Source organism: Actinospineispora acaciae DSM 45401 (genome assembly GCF_000620785.1).
GTDB classification, from domain to species: Bacteria; Actinomycetota; Actinomycetes; order Mycobacteriales; family Pseudonocardiaceae; genus Pseudonocardia; species Pseudonocardia acaciae.
Map to the genome: position 1 here is coordinate 379,383 of NZ_JIAI01000005.1, position 22,126 is coordinate 401,508.

A 22,126-nucleotide genomic window follows, 5' to 3' on the forward strand; every position below is an offset into this window, starting at 1 on the left:
GCGCGCGGCCAAGGTCGGCGTGCCGGCCGCGTAGAGCAGGGAAAGGACCCGCACACAGTGAACCGTCGCGCCGCCGTGACAGCCAAGCTCGTGCTCGGTTTGACAGTGCTGACCGGGGCCGCCGCGCTGACCGGCTGCGGTGCCGGTGCGATCAGCCAGACCGCCCAGCAGGCCGCCGCCGTCAACGGCGCCCAGGGCCGCGCCGGGTCGATCGAGGTCCGGGACGCCAGCTTCTCGTACGCCGGCCAGGCCAACACCGACGCGGTGTACCGCAAGGGCCAGACCGCCGAGCTGAGCCTCACGCTGGTGAACAGCGGCGCCACCGCCGACCGGCTGGTCTCGGTGACCAGCCCGGCCGCCGGCGGCCCAGGGCAGATCCAGGGCGAGGCCGTGATCGGTGGCGACCGGGCGGTGCAGGTGGGCAACACCAACGCCACCGCCGGTGCCGTCGCGCTGGCCGACCGCACCATCAGCATCAGGCTGGCCGGCCTCACCCAGGACATCCAGCCCGGGCTGAAGTACCCGGTGACGTTCACCTTCGAGCGCGGCGGCCCGGTGACCATCGAGCTCCCGGTCGGCTACCCGACCGGCAAGCTCGCCGAGCGGAAGTAGTCGGCTGAGCCCCCGGAAGGCGGCCGCGAGCCACCGCTGCGCCGAGTGCGGGCACGAGGTCACCAAGTGGGTCGGCCGCTGCCCGGAGTGCCAGAGCTGGGGCACCGTCGAGGCCGTCGCCACCGTGCGCGCCGGCACCCGCAAGGTGGCCGCCGGCGCCCCGGCCACGCCGGCCCGCCCGATCGCGGACGTCGAGCTTGACTCGGCGCGGGCCCGGCCGACCGGGGTGGACGAGCTGGACCGGGTGCTCGGCGGCGGCCTGGTGCCCGGCGTGGTGGTGCTGCTGGCCGGCGAGCCGGGGGCGGGCAAGTCGACGCTGCTGCTCGAGGTGGCCGCGAAGGTGGCCGCGAACGGCGGGCCGGTGCTGTACGCGACCGGGGAGGAGTCGGCCGGGCAGGTGCGACTGCGCGCGGAGCGCACGGGGTCGTTGCACCCCGAGCTGTATCTGGCGGCCGAGTCCGAGCTGGGCGCGATCGTCGGGCACCTGGACACCTTGAAGCCCTCGCTGCTGGTGGTGGACTCGGTGCAGACCGTGTCCTCGGTGGAGGTGGAGGGCTCGCCGGGCGGGGTCACGCAGGTACGGGCGGTCACCGTGGCGCTGACCGCCCTGGCCAAGGAGCGCGGGCTGCCGGTGGTGCTGATCGGGCACGTCACCAAGGACGGCTCGGTGGCGGGGCCGCGCGTGCTGGAGCACCTGGTGGACGTGGTGCTGCAGTTCGAGGGCGACCGGCATTCGACGCTGCGGCTGGTGCGCGGGATCAAGAACCGGTTCGGGCCGGCCGACGAGGTGGGCTGCTTCGAGCTGCGCGACGAGGGCATCGTCGGGGTCGCCGACCCGTCAGGGCTGTTCCTGGCCGAGCCGGGTGGTCGGGACATGGCGGTGCCGGGGACGGCGATCACGGTGGCGGTGGAGGGCAAGCGGCCGCTGCTCGCCGAGGTGCAGGCGCTGGTGGCGGGCAGCGACATTGCCTCGCCCCGGCGGGCCGTGAGCGGGCTGGACTCCTCGCGGGTGGCCATGGTCCTGGCGGTGCTGGAGCGGCGGGTCGGGATACGGCTGGCCGACGCCGAGGTCTACACCGCGACCGTCGGCGGGATGCGGATGACGGAGCCGGCCGCCGACCTGGCGATCGCGCTCGCGGTGGCGTCCGCCAAGTGGGACCGGCCGATACCGCCGGGGTTGATCCTGCTCGGCGAGATCGGGCTGACCGGCGAGCTGCGGCGCATCGGCGGGCTGTCGCGGCGGCTCACCGAGGCGGCCCGGTTGGGGTTCAGCCACGCGATCGTGCCGGCCGGGTCGGACCTGGACGGGCGTGCGGACTCGCCGAAGGTGGTCGAGGTCAAGCACCTGGCCGAGGCGTTGCTCGTGCTCGACCGGGAGTGATCCTCAGGACGTCAGCGTGAACGGCGCGGGGCCGCTGCTCAGCGAGCCGAGCTTGCCGGTCAGCTGGTAGGAGCCCGCGCCGACCGCCGTGCGCTCGCCGCCGCAGCCGGGCGCCGAGGTGCGGCCCGCCCAGCTCACCGGGAACACCAGCGGCTTGCCGGGTTCGAGGGTGCGAAGATCGGGCTTGCGCTGCGGGGCGCAGTCGTTGCTGTCCCAGATCCGGGCGCCGTTCGGGCCGATGACGGTGAGCTGCTGCAGGCCCGGGTCCAGGTCGCGGGTGCACGGCGCGCTGCCGAGGTTGGCCACCACCAGACGGAACAGCGGGCGGTCGCCGACCTTGAAGCTGGGCTCGCTGACCTGGGCGATCAGCCCGACGGACTTGTCGGCGCAGGCGGCGGGGGAGCCTTGGGCGGTGACGGCGCTCGGGGCGACCTGGGCGTTCGGCGTGTTCTGGGTGGGGGCGGTCTGGGTCGGGGCGCCGGCGGGGGCCGGGGCGCCGGGGGCCGCGAGCGTGCCGGGGGTTGCGTTGCCGCCTGTGCCGGTGGTGGGCGTGTTGGCGGTGCCGGCGGTGGGCTGCGTGCCGTTCTGGCCGGTGGTGGTTCCGGGGGCCTGGCCCGGCTGGCCTGGCTGGTGGGTGACCGGGCCGTTGGCGGTCGAGGGGTGCGCCGGCCTCGCGGGGACGGTCGGCTTCGGCGCGTGCTGGCCGGAGGGGGTGACCGACTCCGGGCGGGCCGCGACGGACGGTGTCTGCGGACGGGCGGCCGCCGAGGGCGTGACCTGCGTCTGTGGCCGGACGGCGCCGGAGGGCGCCGACTGCGGTCGCTGCGCGCCGGACGGGACGGACTGCGGCCGCTGCGCACCGGACGGCACGGCCTGTGACTGCGTCTGCGGGCGGGCGCCGCCGGACGGGACCGACTCGGGTCGCGCGCTCGGGGTGGCCGGCACCGAGGCCCTCGGCAGCACCGTGACGGGTGCGTTGGCTCCGGACGGCCGTACCTGCTGGGACGGTCGTGCCTGCTGGGTCGGCTGGGGGGTTCCCGACGGGCGCAGCGGCGCGGGCGGGAGCACGGTGGTCGAGGACTCCGCCGATCCGGGCGCACGGGGCGCGGCGGACGGACGGGCCATGCCGGAGGGCCGGGCGGTTTCCGGCTGCGCCAGGCCCGAAGGCCGCGTCGAGCCCGACGGCGATGCGGCCGCCGTACCGGAAGCCGGTGCCGTTCCGGGCGTCATGCCGGGCGTGGCCGCCGTTCCAGGTGTCGCCGCCGTGCCTGGGGTGCCTGGGGTGCCCGGGGTGACCGCCGAGCCGGGCGCGCCGGGTACCTGCGCCGAGCCCACCGTGCCGGTGGCCGGCGAACCCGGGGTGCCCGGTGTCGTGCCGGACGTCTGCGTCGAGTCCGTCGCCGATGTGGTGCCCGGAGCCGGTGCCGAGGCGGACGGCGGCGCCGGGTTGGTGGACGGCACGGCGTCCGCGGCGGGCGACGCCGACTCGGAGGCCGGCGTGGAGAGCTTCATCCCCTCGGGACCCGCCGCCGGAGCGGCCTGCGGCTCGGACAGCGCCTTCGAGCCGGCCGTGTTCTGCTCCGGGCCGAACTGCCCGGGCGCCGACGGCCGGTTCGGACTGGAGCTCGGGCCGGAGAACGCCCACACCCCCAGCAGGACGAGCCCTAAGACGACGGCGACCGCGACGGCCCGCCGACGCCAGTACACGGCTGCGCTCGGCTCGATCATGCCTGAACGTTAACTTGAGCCTGAGGGTTGTCCCGGTAACTGCGCACGGCGAGTCACGAACTCAGTCGAGATTTACCTCGCTGAGCCCGAGAATCGGAGGACGTCCATCGCACTCAGTTACCGAGTACAACCTAGCGTCAGCCCCTGACACCCGGTGCACCCGGCCGGCAGGGCACACTGCGAGCGTGGTTGCCAGCTTGCCCGAGCGGTTGTTGCGGTGGTTCGACGAGCACGCCCGCGACCTGCCCTGGCGCCGGGAAGGGACCACCCCGTGGGGCGTCATGGTCTCCGAGTTCATGCTCCAGCAGACGCCGGTGTCCCGGGTCGCGCCGGTGTGGGAGGAGTGGATGGCGCGCTGGCCCACCCCGTCCGCGCTGGCCGCCGCCGCCCAGGCCGACGTCCTGCGCGCCTGGGGCAAGCTCGGCTACCCGAGGCGGGCGCTGCGGCTGCACGCCGCCGCCACGGTGATCGCCGAGCGGCACGCCGACCGGGTGCCCTCCGACGTCGATGAGCTGCTCGCGCTGCCGGGCGTGGGCTCCTACACCGCGCGGGCGGTCGCCGCGTTCGGGTACCGCCGCCGCGCGCCGGTGGTGGACACGAACGTGCGCCGGGTGATCGCCCGGGTGGTGCACGGCGCGGGTGACGCCGGTCCGCCGCGCGCCACCGCGGACCTCGCCGACGCCGAGGCGCTGCTGCCCGCCGACGACGCCGCCGCGGCCAGGTTCTCCGCCGCGCTGATGGAGCTGGGCGCCGTGCTCTGCGTGTCCGGCCGGCCGCGCTGCGACGCCTGCCCGGTCCGCGCCGACTGCGCCTGGCTGACCGCCGGCCGCCCCGAGTACACCGGCCCCACCCGCCCGGTGCAGCGCTTCGCCGGCACCGACCGCCAGGTGCGCGGCCGGCTGCTCGACGTGCTGCGCGACGCCCCCGGCCCGGTGCCCCGCGACGCGCTCGACGCCGCCTGGTCCGACGCCGTGCAGCGGGACCGCTGCCTGCTCTCGCTGCTGGACGACGGCCTGGTCGAACAGCTCGACGACGTGCGTTTCGCGCTCCCCGGCGAGCGGCACTGATTGCCGCTGTACGCGGCGGATCAACTACGGCACGATCGCCTCCGGCGAGGGCCGCGCAAGGCCCTCACGACCGGGGGAGGACCCATGTCACGGGACCTGACCGAGGCGTACTTCAAGGCCGTCGACTCGCGGGACGCCGCCGCCGTGGCCGGCTTCTTTGCCGCGGACGGTCGGATGACGTTCGGCAACAACGAACCGCTCGTAGGCCCGGCCGCCGTCGAGCAGGTCATCGCGGGCGTGTTCGCCGCCGTCGCCGGCATCGAGCACCGCATACTCCGCGACTGGTACCCCGGCGACGACACCCTCACGGAGGCCGACGTCACCTTCACCAAGCACGACGGCAGCCAGGTGACCGTTCCGGCCGCCGTCCACTGGCACGCCACCCCCAACGGCAAGATCGACGACATGCGCGTCTACATCGACCTCGCCCCCGTATTCGCCCCCTAACCGCCGTCCGCGCCTGCCGCCACTATCGCCCGCACACCCACTCCGTACCCCGCACATGCACTGAAGCACGTGTGCGGGGTACGAAGTGGGTGTGCGAGGCGATCGCGCTACCAGCGGGTGCGGGCGGGCGGGGTCAGGGCGGCGTGGCAGGCGCGACAACGCCGCCCGGGCGCGCAGGTCATCGAGCCCGGCGTGACCAGGTGCCCGCACACGGCTACGTACCGACCGCCATGCCGCGAGCCGCGCGCAACCTCCTCGTCGGTCACTCCGTGCTCCCGGCCGTCCTCCACGCACGTCATCCAGATCGCCAACGGCCCGGACGGCACGGGCGGCCGGTCACCGGCCCTCCTTCGCCGCGGCCCGGCCAGGAAGCTGAACACGCTGAGTCTCCAGTCGATTACTTGCCACCAGTGATTGACTAGCTACGAGCATGGCTCATGACCACGGCGCCTCCTCGGAAACCTCCCGGAGCAGCCGCAGCAGGTCATCGCCGAACAGCGCGCCCTCGGCCAACCGCTCGTAATGCGCGATGTACTCCCGCACCTCATCCGGCGCCCGAATCGTGAGACCTCGGGTCAGCAGTTCGGCGAGGACGATCGCGTTGTCATCGACGTCGGGATCTCCGAGGACGGCGAACGCATGAAAGGTCTGAGTCCGCTCTCGGGTGGCGAACGCAATCACTCCTATCTCCACGTTGGGCAGCCTGGTGACCTCGATGAGTCGAGCGATCTGAGCTTGCATGTCCTCGCGCGGCAGGAGGGACCGTCGAAGGGCTGTCTCGGCGAACAGCAGTTTGAACCGTTTCGCCGGATCGTTCAGGACGGCTTGCCGTGCAAGCCTTGCTTCGGCGGACTCGACGATCTCCTCTTCGGAGGGAACGGGATTGTGATCGAGTCGAATCATTCCCTCGGCATACCGCTTGGTCTGCACGAGCCCAGGTATCACATCCATGGAGAACACCCAGATCACGCTGGCTGCGGCTTCCAGCGTGTTGATCTCCTCCTGCAGCCGGCGGCGGCCTGGAGCCATCGCCCGCTTCCACTCCAGAAGTTCCACACCCTGCCGTTCGGCGAGCGCGACAAGTCGTCGCCGTAGATCTGGCTCGGCGTGGAGGAGCCGTGTCCAGGCGTCCACATCGTCCGGCTTGGCCAGCGTGACGTCGCGCTCTACCCTGCTCACCTTGGACTGCGACCAACCGAGCCTGCGAGCCAGTTCGGTCGTGCTGAGGCCTGCGTCCAGCCGAAGCGCACGCAGGCCCGCGGCGAGTTCTTGGCGGTCGTCAGAGTGGGTCGGCAATGAGATCGGGTTCGTACTTTCTCAGGTAGTCGGTGAGTGGGATGGCGTGCCGCAGTGCGCGGTCTCGAAGCTCGAGGTAGCGCTGCAGGTCGTCGCGCTGCTCGGGGTGCCGAAAGTGTCCTTCCTCGTCGTAGACCATGCGTACCGCTGTTGAATCATAGATCCAGAAGTCTTCGTGCAGGTCGCTCAGCTCGGCGTGCCAGGCTCGGTTGGCGACGAAGGTCTCCTGGCCGACGGCGTCAAGGTCTTGGTAGCCGAACAGCTCGAAAGCGCTGTACTCGCTGAGCGGGTAGTCCAGGATCCGTACCCGCCACCAGTGCTCCCCGGCTGCGGTGAGGTCGCGTAGCTCCGACACCCATGAATTGTTCTCCGGCGTGATCCGTATGCGCTCGCCCCGTCTCCATGCCGCGAAATCGTCAACCTCTTCCGGAACCAGGTATTGCGGCAACGTCTCTAGCCTGAAGTGATCGGTGGCTGCGTCCGAGATTCGAATCAGGTCGTCGAGGTCCATGGCGCTACCTGATCCTGGCGTCCGCGACGACCCGCCGAGGTCCATGGGCACTTCTCCAGTCGTTCTCTAACTATAAGTGACTGACTAGCTACGGCACAAGAGAGGCGGGGGTACGGGCGCACTAGGGTTGCGCGATGGCAGTACATCCGCGCGCGGGCACGCCGGCGCAGGCCGAGGACCTCGTTGACCTCGGCAAGCTGCTCGCGGCCTACCACGACGTACACCCGGATCCGGGCGTACCGGAGCAGCGGGTCGCGTTCGGCACCTCCGGGCACCGCGGCTCCTCGCTCACCGCGACGTTCAACGATGATCACATCGCCGCCACCAGCCAGGCGATCTGTGAGTACCGGGCCGGCCAGGGCAGCACCGGCCCGCTGTTCCTCGGCAGGGACACCCACGCACTCTCTGAGCCGGCCTGGCGCACGGCCGTAGAGGTGTTCGTCGCCAACGACGTCACGGTCATGGTCGACGACCGCGACGGCTTCACCCCGACGCCGTCGATCTCGCACGCCGTCCTGCGCTACAACTCCGGCCGCACAGCCGCCTACGCGGACGGCGTCGTCGTCACGCCGTCGCACAACCCGCCACCAGACGGCGGGTTCAAGTACAACCCGCCCAGCGGCGGCCCGGCCGGCACGGACGCCACCGCCTGGATCGCCGAGCGGGCCAACGAACTCCTCGAAGCCAAGCTCTCCGGCGTCCGCCGCACACCGTACGAGAAGGCGGCCACGCAGCGGTACGACTACCTCGGGCATTACGTCGACGAACTGCCGGCCGTGGTCAACCTCGACGCGATCAGGGCGGCCGGCCTGCACGTCGGCGCTGACCCGCTCGGCGGCGCCTCCGTGGCGTACTGGTCGGCGATCGCCGAGCGGCACAAGCTCGACCTCACAGTGGTCAACCCGGACACCGACCCCAGGTTCGCGTTCATGACGCTGGACTGGGACGGCAAGATCCGGATGGACTGCTCGTCGCCGTACGCCATGGCGTCACTGGTCGAACGCAAGAGCGAGTTCACGATCGCCACCGGGAACGACGCCGACGCCGACCGGCACGGCATAGTGACCGCCGACCACGGCCTGATGAACCCGAACCACTTCCTCGCGGTGGCCATCGACTACCTGTACCGCAACCGCGAGGGCTGGCCGGCCACGGCGGCGGTCGGGAAGACGGCGGTCAGCTCGTCCATGATCGACAGGGTGGCCACCGACCTGGGACGCCGGCTGATCGAGGTGCCGGTCGGGTTCAAGTGGTTCGTGCCGGGGCTGCTGGACGCGGCCGGCGGCGCCGGGATCGGGTTCGGCGGCGAGGAGAGCGCCGGCGCGTCCTTCCTGCGTACCGACGGCACGGTGTGGACAACCGACAAGGACGGCATCATCCTGGCGCTGCTCGCGTCCGAGATCACCGCCGTCACCGGCGAGACGCCCAGCCAGCGCTACGGCAAGCTCACCGACAGGTTCGGCGAGCCCGCGTACGCCAGGGTCGACGTGGCCACCACCCGCGCGGCCAAGGCCCGCCTCGGCAGGCTCACCGGCGCCGACGTCACCGCCACCGAGCTGGCGGGCGAGCCCATCCGCGCCAAGCTCACCGAGGCGCCCGGCAACAACGCCCCGCTAGGCGGGCTCAAGGTGACCACCGAGTCCGGCTGGTTCGCCGCCCGCCCGTCCGGCACCGAGGACGTCTACAAGGTGTACGCGGAAAGCTTCCGAGGCCCCGACCACCTGGCCCGAATCCAGGCCGAAGCCCGTGAGGTGGTGGCAGCCGCGCTGGGACCGACGTCATGAAGGTCGGCCTGCTGACCAGGGAGTACCCGCCGAACGTCTACGGCGGCGCGGGCGTGCACGTGGACTTCCTGTCCCGCGAGCTGCGCGACCTGGTCGACCTGGCCGTGCACTGCTGGGGCGTGGACCGCCCCGGGGCGCGCGGCCACACCCCGGGCGAGGCGCTGACCGGTGCGAACTCCGCGCTGGCCACGCTGTCCACCGACCTGTCCATGGCCGCGTCCGTGGCCGACCGCGACCTGGTGCACAGCCACACCTGGTACGCCAACCTGGCCGGTCACCTGGCCAAGCTGCTCTACGGCATCCCGCACGTGGTCACCACGCACTCGCTGGAGCCGCTGCGGCCGTGGAAGGTCGAGCAGCTCGGCGGCGGGTACCGGGTGTCGTGCTGGGCCGAGAAGACGGCCATCGAGTCCGCCGACGCGATCATCGCGGTCAGCCACGGCATGCGCTCGGACGTGCTGCGGGTGTACCCGGCGGTGGACCCGAACCGGGTGCACGTGGTGCCGAACGGAATCGACTCCACGCTCTACGCCTACACCGACTCCCGCGACGCGTGGGAGAAGTACGGCCTGGACCCGGACCGCCCGACGGTGCTGTTCATCGGCCGCGTGACCAGGCAGAAGGGCGTGCCCCACCTGGTCCGTGCGGCCGCCAGGTTCTCCCCGGATGCGCAGCTCGTGCTCTGCGCCGGCGAACCGGACACCCCCGAGCTGGGCCGGGAGTTCCTCTCCCTGGTCGACGACCTGCGGGCCTCGCGCGGCGGCGTGCACTGGATCCAGCACATGCTGCCGCGCGAGGAGGTGATCCAACTGCTCTCCGGGGCCACCGTGTTCGCCTGCCCGTCGGTGTACGAGCCGCAGGGCATCGTGAACCTGGAGGCGATGGCCTGCCGGACGGCGGTGGTGGCCAGCGACGTCGGCGGCATCCCCGACGTGGTCCGCAACGGCGTGACCGGCCTGCTCGTGACCTACAACGAGTCCGACCCGCGCGGCTTCGAGGACGCCTTCGCCGAGCGCGTCAACGAACTGCTGGACAACCCCGAGCGCGCGCGGGCGATGGGCCTGGCCGGCTGGGAACGTGCCGTCCAGGAGTACGGCTGGGCCTCCATCGCCGCGCACACCGTCGCCGTCTACGAGGACCTCGTGAGTGGTTAGCGTTGTCATAGCAACGCTAACCACTCACGGGGTCCAGCTTGGTGCCGCCGGCGATGAGGCCTCGGGCCATCGGGCGGGTCAGCATCTCGTGCGGGAAGCCGAGGTCGACGGCGCTGGCGCGGTCCAGCTTGGTACGGGCTTCGGCGGGGAGTACGAGGTCCAGGGCGCCGAGGTTGTCGGCGAGCTGGGCGGGGGTACGGGCTCCGATGATCGGCGCGGTCACGGACGGGTTGAGCAGGGTCCAGGCCAGCGCGACCCGCGACGGCGTTTCACCGATCTCGGCGGCCACCTCCTTGACCACCTCGGCGATGTCCAGCGCGCGTTCGGTCAGCGCGCCGTTCGCGGCGGCCACGGTCCTGCGGGTGCCGACCGGGTTGGCCAGGTCGCCGCCGTGGTCCAGGTCCGCGCGGCTGTACTTGCCCGTCAACACGCCGCTGGCCAGCGGCGACCACGGCACCACGCCCAGCCCCAGCTCGGCCGCCATCGGGATGAGGTCGCGCTCCACCGTCCGCTCCACCAGGCTGTACTCGATCTGCAGCGCCACCAGCGATGACCAGCCGCGCAGGTCGGCGATGGTCTGCATCCGCGCCACCTGCCAGGCCGGGGTGTCGGAGATGCCCAGGTAGAGCACCTTGCCGGCGCGCACCAGGTCGTCCATCGCGCGCAGGATCTCCTCCACCGGCGTGGTGGCGTCCCAGACGTGCAGGTAGAGCAGGTCGATGTAGTCGGTGTTCAGCCGGCGCAGGCTGGCCTCCACCGAGCGGACCATGCTCTTGCGGTGGTTGCCGCCGGCGTTCGGGTCGCCGGGGCGGGTGTTCAGGGTGTACTTGGTGGCGATCACCAGCTCGTCCCGGATGCCGTCGGTGAACTCGCCGAGGAACCGCTCGGACGTTCCGTTGGTGTACTGGTTCGCGGTGTCGACGAAGTTGCCGCCCCGCCCCCGGTACTCGTCGAAGATCTTGCGCGCCTCGTCGCGGTCCGAGCCCCAGCCCCAGTCCGAGCCGAAGGTCATGGTGCCCAGCGCGAGCGGCGACACGCGCAGCCCGGAACGGCCCAGCGTGCGGTAGGTGTCAAGTGATGTCATGGCCCCAGGCTGCGGCCGCGCCGACACCCCGCGAAACGGAAGGTTCTTCCTGGGACTGGCGTTCCTAGGCCCGCGCGCGCCGTAATATCGAGCCCGATGAGCGACGACGCGACCCGCGAGCTGGCCGCCTTCCTGCGGACCCGCCGGGAGCGGCTGGCGCCCGATGACTTCGCGTTGCGGACCAGCGGCCGCCCGCGCCGCACCCCAGGGCTGCGCCGCGAGGAGGTCGCCGAGCTGGCCGGGGTCAGCGTCGACTACGTGGTCCGCCTGGAGCAGGGCCGTGGGCTGCGCCCGTCGCCGGAGGTGCTGGAGGCGCTGGCCCGGGCGCTGCGGCTCACCGATGACGAGTGCTCCTACCTGTTCGACCTCGCGGGGCAGCGGCGCGCGCGCCCACGACGTCCACGACCCGGGGCCGGGCGCGTCCCGGACTCCCTGGCCCAGCTCGTCGGCGACCTGTCCCCGTTGCCGTGCATGCTGGTCAACCACCGGTTCGACATCCTGGCCTGGAACCCCGAGATGGCCGGGCTGATGCTGGACTTCGGCGAGCTGCCCGAACACCGGCGCAATTCGATGTGGCTGTGCCTGCTGTACCCGCCGCTGCGCGACTTCTACCGGGACCGCGAGCTGATCATCCGGGAGGGCATCGCCGACCTGCGCGCGGCCTGGGCGGCCCACCCGGAGGACGCCGCCCTCGGCGGGCTGATCGACGAGCTCGCCGCGCACAGTGACGAGTTCGCCCGGCTGTGGGCGATGCGCGACGTCAAGGTGAACGGCCGAGGCCGCAAGGCGCTGCTGCACCCCGGGGTGGGGCCGCTGACGGTGGCCTACGAGGTGCTCGCCCCGCTGCAGGACCCGGACCAGCGGCTGGTCATCTACCGAGGCGCGGACGCCGAGTCCAGGGTGGCGCTGGACGCGATCGCCCGCGAGGCCGGCGACCGGGCGCTGGCCGGCCTGGGGTGAGGCATGGGGCATAAGCAAGGTTTCGGCGTTGACATCGGCGGCAGCGGGATCAAGGGCGCGCCCGTCGACCTCGAGCACGGCAAGCTCGCCAAGGAGCGGTTCCGGGTGCCCACCCCGCAACCGTCCACCCCGGACGCCGTCGCGAAGACCGTGCGCGAGGTACTCGACCACTTCGGCTGGGACGGGCCGTTCGGGTGCACGTTCCCGGCGGTGGTGCAGCACGGCATGGTGCGCACGGCGGCCAACGTGGACAAGTCCTGGATCGGCACCGACGCGCACGAGCTGCTGCGCGCCGCGACCGGCCGCGAACCGCTGGTCGTCAACGACGCGGACGCCGCCGGCCTGGCCGAGGTGCGGTTCGGCGCGGCGCGCGGGCACAAGGGCGTCGTGCTGGTGACCACCCTGGGCACCGGCATCGGCTCGGCGATCGTGGTGGACGGGCGGCTGGTGCCGAACACCGAGCTGGGGCACCTGGAGCTGGACGGCCACGACGCCGAGTCGCGCGCCGCCGAGTCGGCCAGGGAGCGCGAGGACCTCTCCTGGGAGGACTGGGCGGCCCGGCTGACCAGGTACTACCGGCACGTGGAGGACCTGGTCTGGCCGGACCTCATCGTGGCCGGCGGCGGGGTGAGCAAGAAGGCCGAGAAATGGCTGCCCCTGGTGCAGGCCCGCACCGAGCTGGTGCCCGCCACGCTGCTGAACACCGCCGGGATCGTCGGCGCCGCCGTGCTCGCCGCCGAGCAGCTCGGACACGCCGGCAAGCGCCACCACCACAAGCACTGAGCGACCCGAGTACGGTTTCGCTAGTTCTGCTAACTACTTGTCGAGAGGGTCTCGGATGAGCATGACCGATGCCATGACGGCCGGGACGATCACCATCGCCGGCCACGGCGGCGACCCGATCGAGGCGTACCTGGCCCACCCGGTCGGCGGCGGCCCGCGCGGCGGCGTGGTGGTCATCCACCACATGCCCGGCTTCGACCGGGAGAACAAGGAGATCGTGCGCCGGTTCGCGGCGGAGGGCTACAACGCGGTGTGCCCGAACCTCTACTCCCGCGAGGCTCCCGGAGCCGACCCGGACGACGCTGCGGCCACCGTGCGCGCGGCCGGCGGGGTGCCCGACGAGCGCCTGGTCGGCGACGTGGCCGGCGCGGCAGAGCACCTGCGCGGGCTGGACGGCGCCAACGGCAAGGTCGGCGTCATCGGCTACTGCTCGGGCGGGCGGCACACGTTCCTCGCGGCCTGCTCGCTGCGGCTGGACGCCGCCGTGGACTGCTACGGCGCCTTCGTGGTCGAGGACCCGCCGCCGAACATGCCCAAGCACATGCAGCCCATCCTGCACCTGGCGCCGGAGCTGAGCTGCCCGCTGCTCGGCCTGTTCGGCGCCGACGACCAGTACCCGTCGCCGGAGTCGGTCGCCAAGCTGGACGCCGAGCTGTCCCGGCTGGGCAAGGCGCACCAGTTCCACACCTACGAGGGCGCCGGCCACTCCTTCTTCTCGGTGGACCGCCCGGCCTACCGTCCGGAGGCCGCCGTGGACGGCTGGCGCCGGATCCTCGACTTCTTCGCCACGAACCTGGGGTGACCAGCTGATGTGCACGTACCTGACCGAGAAGATCACCGTCGACGGCAGCGGCAAGGGCGCGCGCGGCTGGTTCGGCGCCAGCGAGGCGATCGTCTACGTGGACCACGCCGTGCACGCGCCGTACACCCACACCGTCAACATCGACCTGCTCAACCCCGGCATCGGCCCGTCCGCCCGGGTCGCCATGGAGCTGACCGAGGAGTCCGCGCTGGCCCTGGCCGACGCCATCCACCAGGCCATCGCCTCGGCCCCGCCCAAGATCGCTTCCAAGGACCAGTAACGGGCCGAGCACGCGAGGAGCGCCGACCGCGACTGGTCGCAATCGGCGCTCGGGTGGGCGGCTTCAGCACTGGTCGGAGTGGCAGCTCCACTCGCAGGTCGGTGAGAGGCAGCACCACCGGGTATGGGCACCGATATGTTCGCACTCACAACGCGGTCGGCACTGGGCCGACGCCTGGGTCCTCGGGACGATCCGATCGATCAGCCTGTCGCTGAGCGTGCTCAAGAAGTGAGTCATGCGACGAGGCTATGGCGCTCGTGCACATTGAATGCATATCTGTGCATACATCGAGAGCACATGGCCGTCGACCGGTCAGTTGGGCCAGCGGACGTGTTGGTGCAGCGGGCAGCTGTTGCGGTACACGAACTGGACGCCGCCGCCCTCGCCGAGGTCCGCCATGCCGGCGCCGTGGTTGTTGCGCTCCGGATCGCAGGTGCAGCCGGCGGCCACCGCGTCCGGTGAGCCGGGCAGATAACGGATCTTGCCGTTGGCGTCCAGTTCCATCTTGACGTACATCACCCCCTGCGAGCGGAGCAGGATGTAGCGGACGCCGGTCTCGGGGTCCTCGGTGTAGTCGATGCTCGGCAGGTTGCTGGGGTCGGGCTCCTTCGGTGCGTCGCCGGGGCCCTCATCGGCCCAGCGCTGCACGACCTTCTCGATGTCCATGGTGACCGGGCGCAGCGTGGAGCCGCCCGGCCTGTCGTCGAGGTGCGGATGGCCCTGGACGATGGCGTAGGCATCGATGATCTCGAAGGTCTCCCGGTTCTGCTCGGCCATCGAGTCGACCTGGATCGACTTGATCAGCGTGCCCGAGTCGTGCCCGTGACAGACGTGGATGCGCACCTGGCTGTCCATGCCGTCGGGCAGCCGGTCGGCAACCTCCCGCAAGCCCTCGATGACCTCGCGAATGTTCATCGGTCACCCCCGAGTCGTGGCGTCACACCGTGATCCTGCCGGACATCCTCCCTCGGTGGGACGGCGCGTCACATACTGTTGCTCGACCTCGACCAACGGGGGTTGCCGGCGCTGTCCCCGGGGTGGTCTTGACAGTGCGCTGTGACGCGCGTTGCATGGTGCCCAATCGATTGGGCCAATCGTTTGCGCGCGTGAGGGGACGACATATGCGGCCGGTTTCTCCCGGGTACTTCGCCGATCACGACGTCGAAGGGCTGGGCGCCGAGCTGCGCGCCGGCCGCTGCTCGCCCGGTGACCTGGTCGAACGCGCGCTGGACGAGGCGCAGCGGCTGAACCCGGTGCTCAACGCGTACGTCACGGTGGACGCCGAAGGCGCCCGCGCGGCCGCCCGCACCGCGGCCGAGGAGCTCGCCGCCGGCACCGACCGGGGGCCGCTGCACGGCATCCCGGTGGCGGTGAAGGACATCGTGGACACCGCCGGCCTGCGCACCACGATGGGCTCGCGGCACTTCGCCGACAACGTGCCGGACCGCGACGCCGCCTGCGTGGCCGCGCTGCGGGCGGCCGGCGCGATCGTGATCGGCAAGACGACCACGCACGAGTTCGCCTACGGCGGGTTCGGTGATGTGTCCGCGAACGGCGCCGCGACCAACCCGCACGACCCGGAGCGGATGACCGGCGGGTCCAGCGCGGGTTCGGCGGCGGCGGTGGCGGCCGGCATGGTGCCGTTGGCGGTGGGCACGGACACGGGCGGTTCGGTCCGCCTGCCGTCCGCGCTGTGCGGGCTGGTGGGGTTGCGCCCGACGTACGGCGCGGTGTCCACCGAGGGCGTGTTCCCGCTGGCGGAGTCGCTGGACACGGTCGGCCCGATGGCCCGCACGCCGAACGACTGCCGGCTGTTCTGGCGGGTGCTGGCCGGCACCGGGCCGGGCATCGCGGGCGGCGGTTCGCCCGCAACCGGACGGGCGAAGATCGCGCGGCTGCGTACCGACGGCTTCGGGCCGGTGGACGACGCGGTGGCGGCCGTCGTCGACGAGAAGCTGGCCGGGGCCGCCGAGGTGACCCTGCCGAACGCCGCCGACATCGGCGAGGCGTACCTCGGCATGCACGCCCCCGAGGTGACCAGGCTGCACGCCGAGCGGGTGGCCACCGCCCCCGAGCTGTACCAGCCCGAGGTGCTCGAACGGATCCGCCTGGCCGCCCGGGTCACCGACGCCGACCACCGCCGCGCACTGGCCGCCCGCGACAGCGCCCTGAGCGCGGTCCGTTCGCTGTTTGCCGACCACGACGTGCTCGCCCTCCCGACCGTGCCCGTCGTCGCGCCGCCGCTGGGCGCCCGCACGATCCGGGTCAACGGCGAGGAGATCGACGGCAGGACCGTGCTGCTGTCCATGACCAGCGCCTGGGGCGTGCTCGGCCTGCCCGCGATCAGCGTCCCCGCCGGCCTGGTCGACGCCCTGCCGGTAGCCATCCAACTAATCGCCCCACCCAACTCCGAAGAACTCCTCCTGACCGCCGCCGAGCAGCTCTTCTGAGGACCCGCACAACCACTTCGTGCCTGGCACACGCACTGGAACGCGTGTGCGGGGTACGAAGTGGGTGTGCGAGCCAATCACCGGGCGCGGAGGGCGGTGGCTACGGCGTGGGCCATGGCCTCGCCAAGCGCCACGGGGACGGCGTTGCCTAGTTGGCGCATTTGTTCGCCTCGGGGGCCGGCGAGCCACCAGGTGTCCGGGAAGGTCATGATCCGGGCCACCTCGCGCACGGTGAGGTAGCGGATGGAGCCGTCGTCGCGGCGTAGGACGGACTCTCCGCCGGGCACCCCGTGCACGCCGGCCTTGACAGTCTTGGCCGGGCGGTCCAGCTCGTTCGGGGTGTGGCCCTTGTACACCCGCGCGCCCGGCCAGCCGTAGTGGTGCAGCCAGTCCGGGTGCTCGACGCGCGCGGGGCCGGGCGGCTCGGGCAGGTCGGCGATGGCGTCCCGGAGCGTGCGCCACGGCTTCAGGCGGGCACCATCGGCGGGCGCCGGTACGGGCTGGGGCGGCAGGCCGTGGCGGGACCAGTACGAACCGTCGGCCTGGGCGCGGACCAGCGCGGACTCGGAGTGGGTCGGCTCGGGGGGCCGCCAGTCGGCCAGGTCCAGGTCGCGGCGGAAGGCGACCACGAACACCCGCTGCCGCACCTGCGGCACCCCGTAGTCGGCGGCGTTCACCGGCAGGCAGAACACGTCGTAGCGCTCGGTCGGGTCGGTGCGCGAACCGGCCAGCGCCTTGCGCAGCCGCCGGTCGTGGTCGCGCCAGTCCTCGCCGTTCACCCGGCGCTCGAACGGCAGCGCCAGTCGCCCGAGGATGTAGTTGTAGTACGGACGGAACGAGCGCCGCAGCAGGCCGCGCACGTTCTCCGCGAGCACCGCACGGGGCCGGGTCTCGCGCACGCAGCGGAACAGCTCCGGCCACAGGTTGCGCGGGTCCTCGGCGCCCCGGTGCGCGCCACCCAGGCTCCACGGCTGGCAGGGCACCCCGCCGGCCACCACGTCCACCCGGCCGGCCAGCTCGGTGAAGTCGATGCCGCGCACGTCACCGGGCACCAGCGGCCAGCCCCGGCCGCCGTTGTGGCGCAGCGTCTCGCACGCCCGAGGCTCCAGCTCGTTGACCAGCAGGTGCCGGAACCCGCCCCGGTGCATGGCCAGCGCCAGCCCGCCACCACCGCCGAACAGCTCGACGCTGGTCAGCTCGGGAGCGGGCACCAGCGGACCTTAGCCGGATGTCGCCCGCGCGGCCGGGAGATACGGGAGGATGGCGCGATGGACTCCGTCTCACTGATCGTCGAAGCGTTGGCGGCGGGCGCGGCGGCCGGCGCCCAGGGCACCGCGACGCAGGCGGTGAAGGACGCGTACGGCGGGCTGAAGGGCCTGGTCACGCGGCGGTTCGGGGATCGGCCGAAGGAGCTGGACCGTCCGGCCGAGGAGCTGCGTGCCGAGCTGGAAGCGGTGGACGCTGGCGCGGACGAGGAGCTGGTGTCGGCGGCGCGGCGGCTGCTGGAGCTGCTTGACCAGGGCGGCAAGTACCAGGTGGACGCCCGCAAGGCGCAGGGCGTGCAGATCGGCGATCACGGCACGCAGATCAACAAGTTCGGATGACCCAGCCCGTCGACGCGCGTGGCGCCAGGGGCGTCCAGGCCGGCGATCACGGCACGCAGATCAACGTCTACGTCAGCGAGTCCGCCGAGGTCGCCTGGCCGGTGCGGGTGGGGGTGGTGCCCGCGCTCGCGGACTGCTACCAGGGCGGCCGCCGGGAGTCCGCCGAGCTGGCCGGCTCCACGGCGGCCACCCGGGTGCTGTCCGGGCTCGGCGGCGTCGGCAAGTCACAGCTGGCCGCCGCGCATGCCCGAGGGCACGCCGAGGCCGACCTGGTGCTCTGGCTGACCGCCACCGGGCGTGACTCGGTGCTGGCCGGCTACGCGCGGGCGGCGCGGGAGATCGGGCGCGCGGTGCCCTCGGAGGTCGAGGCGGCCGCCGACTGGTTCCGGGCCTGGCTGCAGCGCACCGACCGCCGCTGGCTGGTGGTGCTCGACGACCTGTCGAACCCGGCCGACCTGCGCGAGCTCTGGCCGGACGGCCCCGGTGGCCACACCGTGGTGACCACCCGGCGCCGGGACGCGGTGCTCGCGGCGCGGGGCCGGCACCGGATCGAGGTCGGGCTGTTCACCCCGGACGAGGCGCGCGGCTTCCTGGCCGCCAAGCTCGCGGACGCCCGCCCGCTCGACCAGGCCGACGAGCTGGCCCGCGACCTGGGATACCTGCCGCTCGCGCTGGCCCAGGCCGCCGCCTTCATCCAGGACCGGGACGACACCTGCGCCGGCTACCGGGAAAGGCTCGCCGAGCGGCGGCGGTTGGACGAGCTTTTCCCTGCCGACGCGCTGGCCGACGACTACCGTTCCACCGTGGCCGCAACCTGGTCGATCTCCATCGAGGCCGCCGACGAGCTGGCGCCGCGCGGGCTGGCCAAGCCGCTGCTGCGGGTGTGCGCCGTGCTGGACCCGAACGGGTTCCCCGCCGAGCTGGTCGAGTCCGAGCCGGTGGCCCGGTACCTGGGCGAGGACGTCTCGGGACGGGACTGCCACGACGCGCTGCGGAACCTGGCGCGGCTGAACCTGGTCGGCATCGACGCGGACGGCGTACGGATGCATGCGCTGGTGCAGCGGGCGGTGCTGGAGCGCACCGAGGTCGCCGGCGCGGTCTGGGCGGCCGCGGACGGGCTCATCCAGATCTGGCCCGACGTCGAGCGCGACCACCGGGCCGCGGAGATGCTGCGCGCGAACGCCCAAGCCCTGGTCGGGCGGGGCGAGGACCTGCTGTGGCGGCCGCGCGGGCACACCTTGCTGCCCAGGCTGGCCGCCAGCCTGATCGACAGCGGCCATGCGCGCAAGGCCGTCGCGCTCTGGCGCCGGCAGCTGCGGCACGGGCGGCGCGCGCTGGGTGCCGACCACCCCGACGTGCTCAACGGGCGGCACGGGTTCGCCTCCGCCCTGGGCGCCGCCGGGGACGCGGCGGCCGCGGCGGCCACGCTCGCCGACCTGCTGCCCGACCGGGAACGGGTGCTCGGGCGGGACCACCCGGAGACGCTGCTGAACCGGGCCAGCCTGGCGCGCTGGCAAGGGCTGGCCGGCGACCCGCGCGGCGCCGCCGACACCTGCCGCGAGCTGGTCGCCGACCGGACCCGGGTCCTCGGGCCCGACCACCGTGAGACCCTGCTCGCCCGCAGCTCGCTGGCCAGGTGGGAAGGCGACGCCGGAGGCGGCGACGGCACCGTCGCCGCGTACCGGGAGCTGCTCGCCGATGTCCAACGCGCGCTCGGCCCTGACCACCACGACACGTTCGTCACGCGCTCCCGACTGGCGCGCTGGCTGGGACTCACCGGAGACCCGGCCGGCGCGGTGGCCGAGTTCGAGCGGCTGGTCGCGGACAGCGCCCGGGTGCTGGGGCCCGACCACCGCGAGACCCTCGGCAACCGCCTCAGCCTGGCCCGCTGGCGCGGCGACGCGGGTGATCCGGCCGCCGCTGCCGCCGCGCTCACCGAGCTGGTCGCCGACATGACCAGGGTCTTCGGACCCGACCACCCCGACACCTACCTGGCCCGGCACGGGGTGGCGGCCTGGCGCGGACGGGCCGGCGATGCCGCCGGTGCCGTCCGCCTGTACACCGACCTGCTGGCCGACCGGCGCGAGCTGCTCGGCCCGGACCACCCCGACACCCTCCGGACCGAACGCGACCTGGCCGAGTGGATCGCTAAGGCACGGCGGTGAACAGCTCGTAGCTGTGACCGTCCGGATCCCGCAGGTACACCCCTCGCCCCCCGCTCCGGTGGTTGATCGTGCGGTCCTTGCCGGCCGGCCCGATGCCCGAGCCGAACTCGATGTCCGAGCCCTCCAGCTTGGCCAGCACCGCGTCGAACGTCTGGTCGTCGACCAGGAACGCGTAGTGCCCGAACAGGAACTCGAACCGGTCGTCGAAGTCGAAGGTCAGGTCCTCGTTGACCTGGACCGGCACGAACGGTCCGGTCGGCGCCCCGACCGGCAGCCCCAGCAGGTCGGCGAAGAACCGCGCCGACCGCCGCTTGTCACGCGATCGAATGATGGTGTGGTTGAGCACGATGGTCATCTCTGCTCTCCGCTCGGTAGGGTCCGGCGTGCACGACTGACTTTGCTTTGAAAGCAAAGGGTATTTGTACTCAAAGGGGTAGTGGCATGTCAACCGAGACGGAGACCGGGCTGAGCGTCGACGACGCGACCCGCGCGCTGCTGCTGCTGGTGCCGAGGATGGTGGGGCGGGCCAAGCGGATCCCGGTGCCCGAGCGGTTCCGGTCGCTCTCGCTCGCGCCCCGGCACCTCTCGATGCTGTCCTACCTGCTCTTCGACGGGGCGATGACGGTGAACGAGCTGGCCACGCGGCTGGAGGTGGCGCCGACCACGGTGAGCCTGATGGTCTCCGAGCTGAGCCGCAAGGGCATCCTGGACCGCCGCGAGGACGAGGCCGACCGGCGGCGGCGGATCGTGGGCATCGCCGAGGACAGCCGCCCGGCGATCGAGGACTGGCTGGCGCGCGGGGCCGTGGCGTGGCGCCAGGTGCTCGCCCCGCTCACCGCCGAGCAGCGGAAGGTGGTCGTCGACGCGCTGCGGGCGTACGAGCGCGCGGTGGCCGATCCGGAGGGCTGACGCGCGCACATGGGTCAGGGCGCCTGCCGGCGCCGAGACCAAGCGCGTGCGACGGCGGGTCCATTGACCGCTGTCAAGCGCGACACCATGATGATTTTCAATTCATAACTCCGGGAGGTACAGCCATGGCGAGGGTCGAGACGGTTCGCGGTCCGATCGAGCTCGACGCGCTCGGCGTGACGTTGATGCACGAGCACGTCTTCGTGCTCACCCCGGACGTGATGCAGAACTACGGCGGCGACTGGTGGGACGAGGAGCAACGGGTCGCCGAGGCGATCGTCAAGCTGACCGCGCTCAAGCAGGCCGGCGTGGACACCATCGTCGACCCGACCGTGCTCGGGCTGGGGCGGTACCTGCCGAGGGTGCAGCGGGTGAACGCGGAGGCCGACATCAACATCGTGGCCGCCACCGGGATCTACATCTACGAGCGGCTGCCGCACTACTTCCGCTACCGGGGTCCGGGCACCCTGCTCAACGGCCCCGAGGTGCTCACCGAGATGTTCGTGCGCGACATCAGAGAGGGCATCGCGGACACCGGGGTGAAGGCCGCGTTCCTCAAGTGCGTCGTCGAGGAGGCCGGTCTCACCCCCGACCAGACCCGGGTGCAGGAGGCCGTCTGCGAGACCCACCAGCAGACCGGCGCGCCCATCACCGTGCACACCAACGCCGCGCTGCAGACCGGCCGGCTGGCCCTGGAGTTCTACTCCAAACACGGCGTGGACCTGACCAAGGTGGTGATCGGACACGCCGGCGACACCGACGACCTCGACTACCTGAAGTGGATCATGGACCAGGGCGCCACCATCGGCTGCGACCGGTTCGGGCTGGACGTCTACCTGCCCACCGAGCTGCGGGTGGCCGCGATCGCCACGCTGTGCGGCCAGGGCTACGCCGACCGGATAGTGCTCGCCCACGACACCGCCTGCTACATGGACTGGTTCTCCGGCGAGCACGCCGAGGCCGCGGTCGCGCAGGCCGCGCCGAACTGGCACTACCTGCACATCAGCAAGGACGTGCTGCCCGCGCTGCGCGAGCTCGGCGTGACCGAGGACCAGATCACCACCATGCTGGTGGACAACCCCAGGCGGTACTTCACGCCGGCGGGGTGA

At 72.3% G+C, this 22,126-nt stretch carries 24 protein-coding genes; 16 read left to right on the forward strand and 8 right to left on the reverse strand.

Annotated elements, in window-relative coordinates; translation table 11 throughout:
- The first annotated feature begins 75 nt into the window (after positions 1 to 75).
- Both N912_RS54450 and radA read left to right on the forward strand, forming a co-directional pair.
- Entirely contained in the window at positions 76 to 612 is a 537-nt protein-coding gene (locus N912_RS54450) for a copper chaperone PCu(A)C domain-containing protein (RefSeq protein WP_169747945.1), read from the forward strand.
- A gap of 4 nt (positions 613 to 616) precedes the next feature.
- Positions 617 to 1,993, forward strand: coding sequence for a DNA repair protein RadA (gene radA, locus N912_RS0124855; protein WP_028924516.1), 1,377 nt, complete (start codon positions 617 to 619; stop codon positions 1,991 to 1,993).
- Positions 1,994 to 1,996: 3 nt separating this feature from the next.
- Here the strand turns inward: radA and N912_RS60670 are convergent, their stop codons facing one another.
- Positions 1,997 to 2,938, reverse strand: coding sequence for a hypothetical protein (locus N912_RS60670; protein WP_425415312.1), 942 nt, complete (start codon positions 2,936 to 2,938; stop codon positions 1,997 to 1,999).
- Between N912_RS60670 and N912_RS67085 the strand changes: the two genes are divergently transcribed.
- The 3 genes from N912_RS67085 (at position 2,928) to N912_RS0124875 (ending at position 5,235) form a co-directional block, all read left to right on the forward strand.
- Positions 2,928 to 3,734, forward strand: a complete 807-nt coding sequence (locus tag N912_RS67085; RefSeq protein WP_028924517.1) for a hypothetical protein — start codon at positions 2,928 to 2,930, stop codon at positions 3,732 to 3,734. The genes N912_RS60670 and N912_RS67085 overlap by 11 nt on opposite strands.
- A 172-nt stretch (positions 3,735 to 3,906) precedes the next feature.
- Positions 3,907 to 4,788, forward strand: coding sequence for an HhH-GPD family protein (locus N912_RS65840; protein WP_028924518.1), 882 nt, complete (start codon positions 3,907 to 3,909; stop codon positions 4,786 to 4,788).
- An 84-nt stretch (positions 4,789 to 4,872) separates the two neighbouring features.
- Positions 4,873 to 5,235, forward strand: coding sequence for a nuclear transport factor 2 family protein (locus tag N912_RS0124875; protein WP_028924519.1), 363 nt, complete (start codon positions 4,873 to 4,875; stop codon positions 5,233 to 5,235).
- A gap of 107 nt (positions 5,236 to 5,342) precedes the next feature.
- On the opposite strand, the gene N912_RS54460 is transcribed toward N912_RS0124875, so the two are convergent.
- The 3 genes from N912_RS54460 to N912_RS0124890 are packed head-to-tail and all read right to left on the reverse strand — an operon-like array spanning position 5,343 to position 7,042.
- Positions 5,343 to 5,615, reverse strand: coding sequence for a hypothetical protein (locus tag N912_RS54460; RefSeq protein ID WP_037066306.1), 273 nt, complete (start codon positions 5,613 to 5,615; stop codon positions 5,343 to 5,345).
- 55 nt (positions 5,616 to 5,670) lie between these two features.
- Positions 5,671 to 6,531: a helix-turn-helix domain-containing protein gene (locus N912_RS0124885; protein ID WP_028924520.1), complete on the reverse strand. Its 861-nt coding sequence runs from the start codon at positions 6,529 to 6,531 to the stop codon at positions 5,671 to 5,673.
- The gene (locus tag N912_RS0124890; protein WP_028924521.1) at positions 6,515 to 7,042 is read right to left on the reverse strand and encodes a DUF6879 family protein; all 528 of its coding nucleotides are present in this window, start codon (positions 7,040 to 7,042) and stop codon (positions 6,515 to 6,517) included. The genes N912_RS0124885 and N912_RS0124890 overlap by 17 nt, the downstream gene beginning before the upstream one ends.
- A gap of 134 nt (positions 7,043 to 7,176) precedes the next feature.
- On the opposite strand from N912_RS0124890, the gene pgm reads away from it, so the two are divergent.
- Both pgm and glgA read left to right on the forward strand, forming a co-directional pair.
- Complete coding sequence (pgm, locus tag N912_RS0124895) at positions 7,177 to 8,826, forward strand: phosphoglucomutase (alpha-D-glucose-1,6-bisphosphate-dependent) (protein WP_028924522.1); 1,650 nt, start codon at positions 7,177 to 7,179, stop codon at positions 8,824 to 8,826.
- Positions 8,823 to 9,980: a glycogen synthase gene (gene glgA / locus N912_RS0124900; protein ID WP_028924523.1), complete on the forward strand. Its 1,158-nt coding sequence runs from the start codon at positions 8,823 to 8,825 to the stop codon at positions 9,978 to 9,980. The genes pgm and glgA overlap by 4 nt, the downstream gene beginning before the upstream one ends.
- A gap of 16 nt (positions 9,981 to 9,996) precedes the next feature.
- Here the strand turns inward: glgA and N912_RS0124905 are convergent, their stop codons facing one another.
- Positions 9,997 to 11,064, reverse strand: coding sequence for an aldo/keto reductase (locus N912_RS0124905; RefSeq protein ID WP_028924524.1), 1,068 nt, complete (start codon positions 11,062 to 11,064; stop codon positions 9,997 to 9,999).
- Positions 11,065 to 11,160: 96 nt separating this feature from the next.
- Between N912_RS0124905 and N912_RS54465 the strand changes: the two genes are divergently transcribed.
- The 4 genes from N912_RS54465 to N912_RS0124925 all read left to right on the forward strand — a co-directional run bounded on the left by N912_RS54465 (position 11,161) and on the right by N912_RS0124925 (position 13,889).
- Complete coding sequence (locus N912_RS54465) at positions 11,161 to 12,024, forward strand: helix-turn-helix transcriptional regulator (protein WP_037066309.1); 864 nt, start codon at positions 11,161 to 11,163, stop codon at positions 12,022 to 12,024.
- A 3-nt stretch (positions 12,025 to 12,027) separates the two neighbouring features.
- Positions 12,028 to 12,807 (forward strand): polyphosphate--glucose phosphotransferase, encoded by a 780-nt coding sequence (gene ppgK / locus N912_RS0124915; RefSeq protein ID WP_028924525.1) that lies wholly within the window; start codon positions 12,028 to 12,030, stop codon positions 12,805 to 12,807.
- Positions 12,808 to 12,868: 61 nt separating this feature from the next.
- On the forward strand, positions 12,869 to 13,609 hold the full coding sequence (locus tag N912_RS0124920; protein ID WP_028924526.1) for a dienelactone hydrolase family protein: 741 nt from the start codon (positions 12,869 to 12,871) through the stop codon (positions 13,607 to 13,609).
- Between the two features lie 7 nt (positions 13,610 to 13,616).
- Positions 13,617 to 13,889: a DUF6295 family protein gene (locus N912_RS0124925; protein WP_028924527.1), complete on the forward strand. Its 273-nt coding sequence runs from the start codon at positions 13,617 to 13,619 to the stop codon at positions 13,887 to 13,889.
- 312 nt (positions 13,890 to 14,201) lie between these two features.
- On the opposite strand, the gene N912_RS0124930 is transcribed toward N912_RS0124925, so the two are convergent.
- Positions 14,202 to 14,804: a hypothetical protein gene (locus N912_RS0124930; RefSeq protein WP_028924528.1), complete on the reverse strand. Its 603-nt coding sequence runs from the start codon at positions 14,802 to 14,804 to the stop codon at positions 14,202 to 14,204.
- 206 nt (positions 14,805 to 15,010) lie between these two features.
- On the opposite strand from N912_RS0124930, the gene N912_RS0124935 reads away from it, so the two are divergent.
- Positions 15,011 to 16,339, forward strand: coding sequence for an amidase (locus N912_RS0124935; protein ID WP_028924529.1), 1,329 nt, complete (start codon positions 15,011 to 15,013; stop codon positions 16,337 to 16,339).
- A 77-nt stretch (positions 16,340 to 16,416) separates the two neighbouring features.
- Here the strand turns inward: N912_RS0124935 and N912_RS0124940 are convergent, their stop codons facing one another.
- Positions 16,417 to 17,550, reverse strand: coding sequence for a DNA cytosine methyltransferase (locus N912_RS0124940; RefSeq protein WP_037066312.1), 1,134 nt, complete (start codon positions 17,548 to 17,550; stop codon positions 16,417 to 16,419).
- Positions 17,551 to 17,607: 57 nt separating this feature from the next.
- On the opposite strand from N912_RS0124940, the gene N912_RS0124945 reads away from it, so the two are divergent.
- A complete protein-coding gene (locus N912_RS0124945; protein ID WP_028924531.1) occupies positions 17,608 to 17,943 on the forward strand; it encodes a hypothetical protein in 336 nt (111 codons plus the stop codon).
- Positions 17,940 to 20,108 (forward strand): tetratricopeptide repeat protein, encoded by a 2,169-nt coding sequence (locus tag N912_RS0124950; protein ID WP_051580732.1) that lies wholly within the window; start codon positions 17,940 to 17,942, stop codon positions 20,106 to 20,108. The genes N912_RS0124945 and N912_RS0124950 overlap by 4 nt, the downstream gene beginning before the upstream one ends.
- Here the strand turns inward: N912_RS0124950 and N912_RS0124955 are convergent.
- Positions 20,092 to 20,463, reverse strand: coding sequence for a VOC family protein (locus N912_RS0124955; protein WP_028924533.1), 372 nt, complete (start codon positions 20,461 to 20,463; stop codon positions 20,092 to 20,094). The two genes, N912_RS0124950 and N912_RS0124955, sit on opposite strands and share 17 nt — an antisense overlap.
- 86 nt (positions 20,464 to 20,549) lie before the next feature.
- Between N912_RS0124955 and N912_RS0124960 the strand changes: the two genes are divergently transcribed.
- Both N912_RS0124960 and N912_RS0124965 read left to right on the forward strand, forming a co-directional pair.
- Positions 20,550 to 21,017: a MarR family winged helix-turn-helix transcriptional regulator gene (locus tag N912_RS0124960; protein WP_028924534.1), complete on the forward strand. Its 468-nt coding sequence runs from the start codon at positions 20,550 to 20,552 to the stop codon at positions 21,015 to 21,017.
- Positions 21,018 to 21,142: 125 nt separating this feature from the next.
- Positions 21,143 to 22,126 carry a phosphotriesterase family protein gene (locus tag N912_RS0124965; RefSeq protein ID WP_028924535.1) on the forward strand — a complete coding sequence of 328 codons (984 nt, stop codon included), beginning with the start codon at positions 21,143 to 21,145 and terminating at the stop codon, positions 22,124 to 22,126.

What these genes read in the sequence shown, in the direction of transcription:
- ppgK (WP_028924525.1), top strand. Translation starts at nt 12,028, where the DNA reads ATGGGGCATAAGCAAGGTTTCGGCGTTGACATCGGCGGCAGCGGGATC.
- glgA (WP_028924523.1), top strand. Translation starts at nt 8,823, where the DNA reads ATGAAGGTCGGCCTGCTGACCAGGGAGTACCCGCCGAACGTCTACGGC.
- N912_RS0124890 (WP_028924521.1), bottom strand. Translation starts at nt 7,042, where the DNA reads ATGGACCTCGACGACCTGATTCGAATCTCGGACGCAGCCACCGATCAC.
- N912_RS0124935 (WP_028924529.1), top strand. Translation starts at nt 15,011, where the DNA reads ATGCGGCCGGTTTCTCCCGGGTACTTCGCCGATCACGACGTCGAAGGG.
- N912_RS0124950 (WP_051580732.1), top strand. Translation starts at nt 17,940, where the DNA reads ATGACCCAGCCCGTCGACGCGCGTGGCGCCAGGGGCGTCCAGGCCGGC.
- N912_RS0124945 (WP_028924531.1), top strand. Translation starts at nt 17,608, where the DNA reads ATGGACTCCGTCTCACTGATCGTCGAAGCGTTGGCGGCGGGCGCGGCG.
- N912_RS0124925 (WP_028924527.1), top strand. Translation starts at nt 13,617, where the DNA reads ATGTGCACGTACCTGACCGAGAAGATCACCGTCGACGGCAGCGGCAAG.
- N912_RS0124920 (WP_028924526.1), top strand. Translation starts at nt 12,869, where the DNA reads ATGACCGATGCCATGACGGCCGGGACGATCACCATCGCCGGCCACGGC.
- N912_RS0124905 (WP_028924524.1), bottom strand. Translation starts at nt 11,064, where the DNA reads ATGACATCACTTGACACCTACCGCACGCTGGGCCGTTCCGGGCTGCGC.
- N912_RS0124965 (WP_028924535.1), top strand. Translation starts at nt 21,143, where the DNA reads ATGGCGAGGGTCGAGACGGTTCGCGGTCCGATCGAGCTCGACGCGCTC.
- N912_RS0124875 (WP_028924519.1), top strand. Translation starts at nt 4,873, where the DNA reads ATGTCACGGGACCTGACCGAGGCGTACTTCAAGGCCGTCGACTCGCGG.
- N912_RS0124955 (WP_028924533.1), bottom strand. Translation starts at nt 20,463, where the DNA reads ATGACCATCGTGCTCAACCACACCATCATTCGATCGCGTGACAAGCGG.
- N912_RS0124930 (WP_028924528.1), bottom strand. Translation starts at nt 14,804, where the DNA reads ATGAACATTCGCGAGGTCATCGAGGGCTTGCGGGAGGTTGCCGACCGG.
- pgm (WP_028924522.1), top strand. Translation starts at nt 7,177, where the DNA reads ATGGCAGTACATCCGCGCGCGGGCACGCCGGCGCAGGCCGAGGACCTC.
- N912_RS54465 (WP_037066309.1), top strand. Translation starts at nt 11,161, where the DNA reads ATGAGCGACGACGCGACCCGCGAGCTGGCCGCCTTCCTGCGGACCCGC.
- N912_RS0124960 (WP_028924534.1), top strand. Translation starts at nt 20,550, where the DNA reads ATGTCAACCGAGACGGAGACCGGGCTGAGCGTCGACGACGCGACCCGC.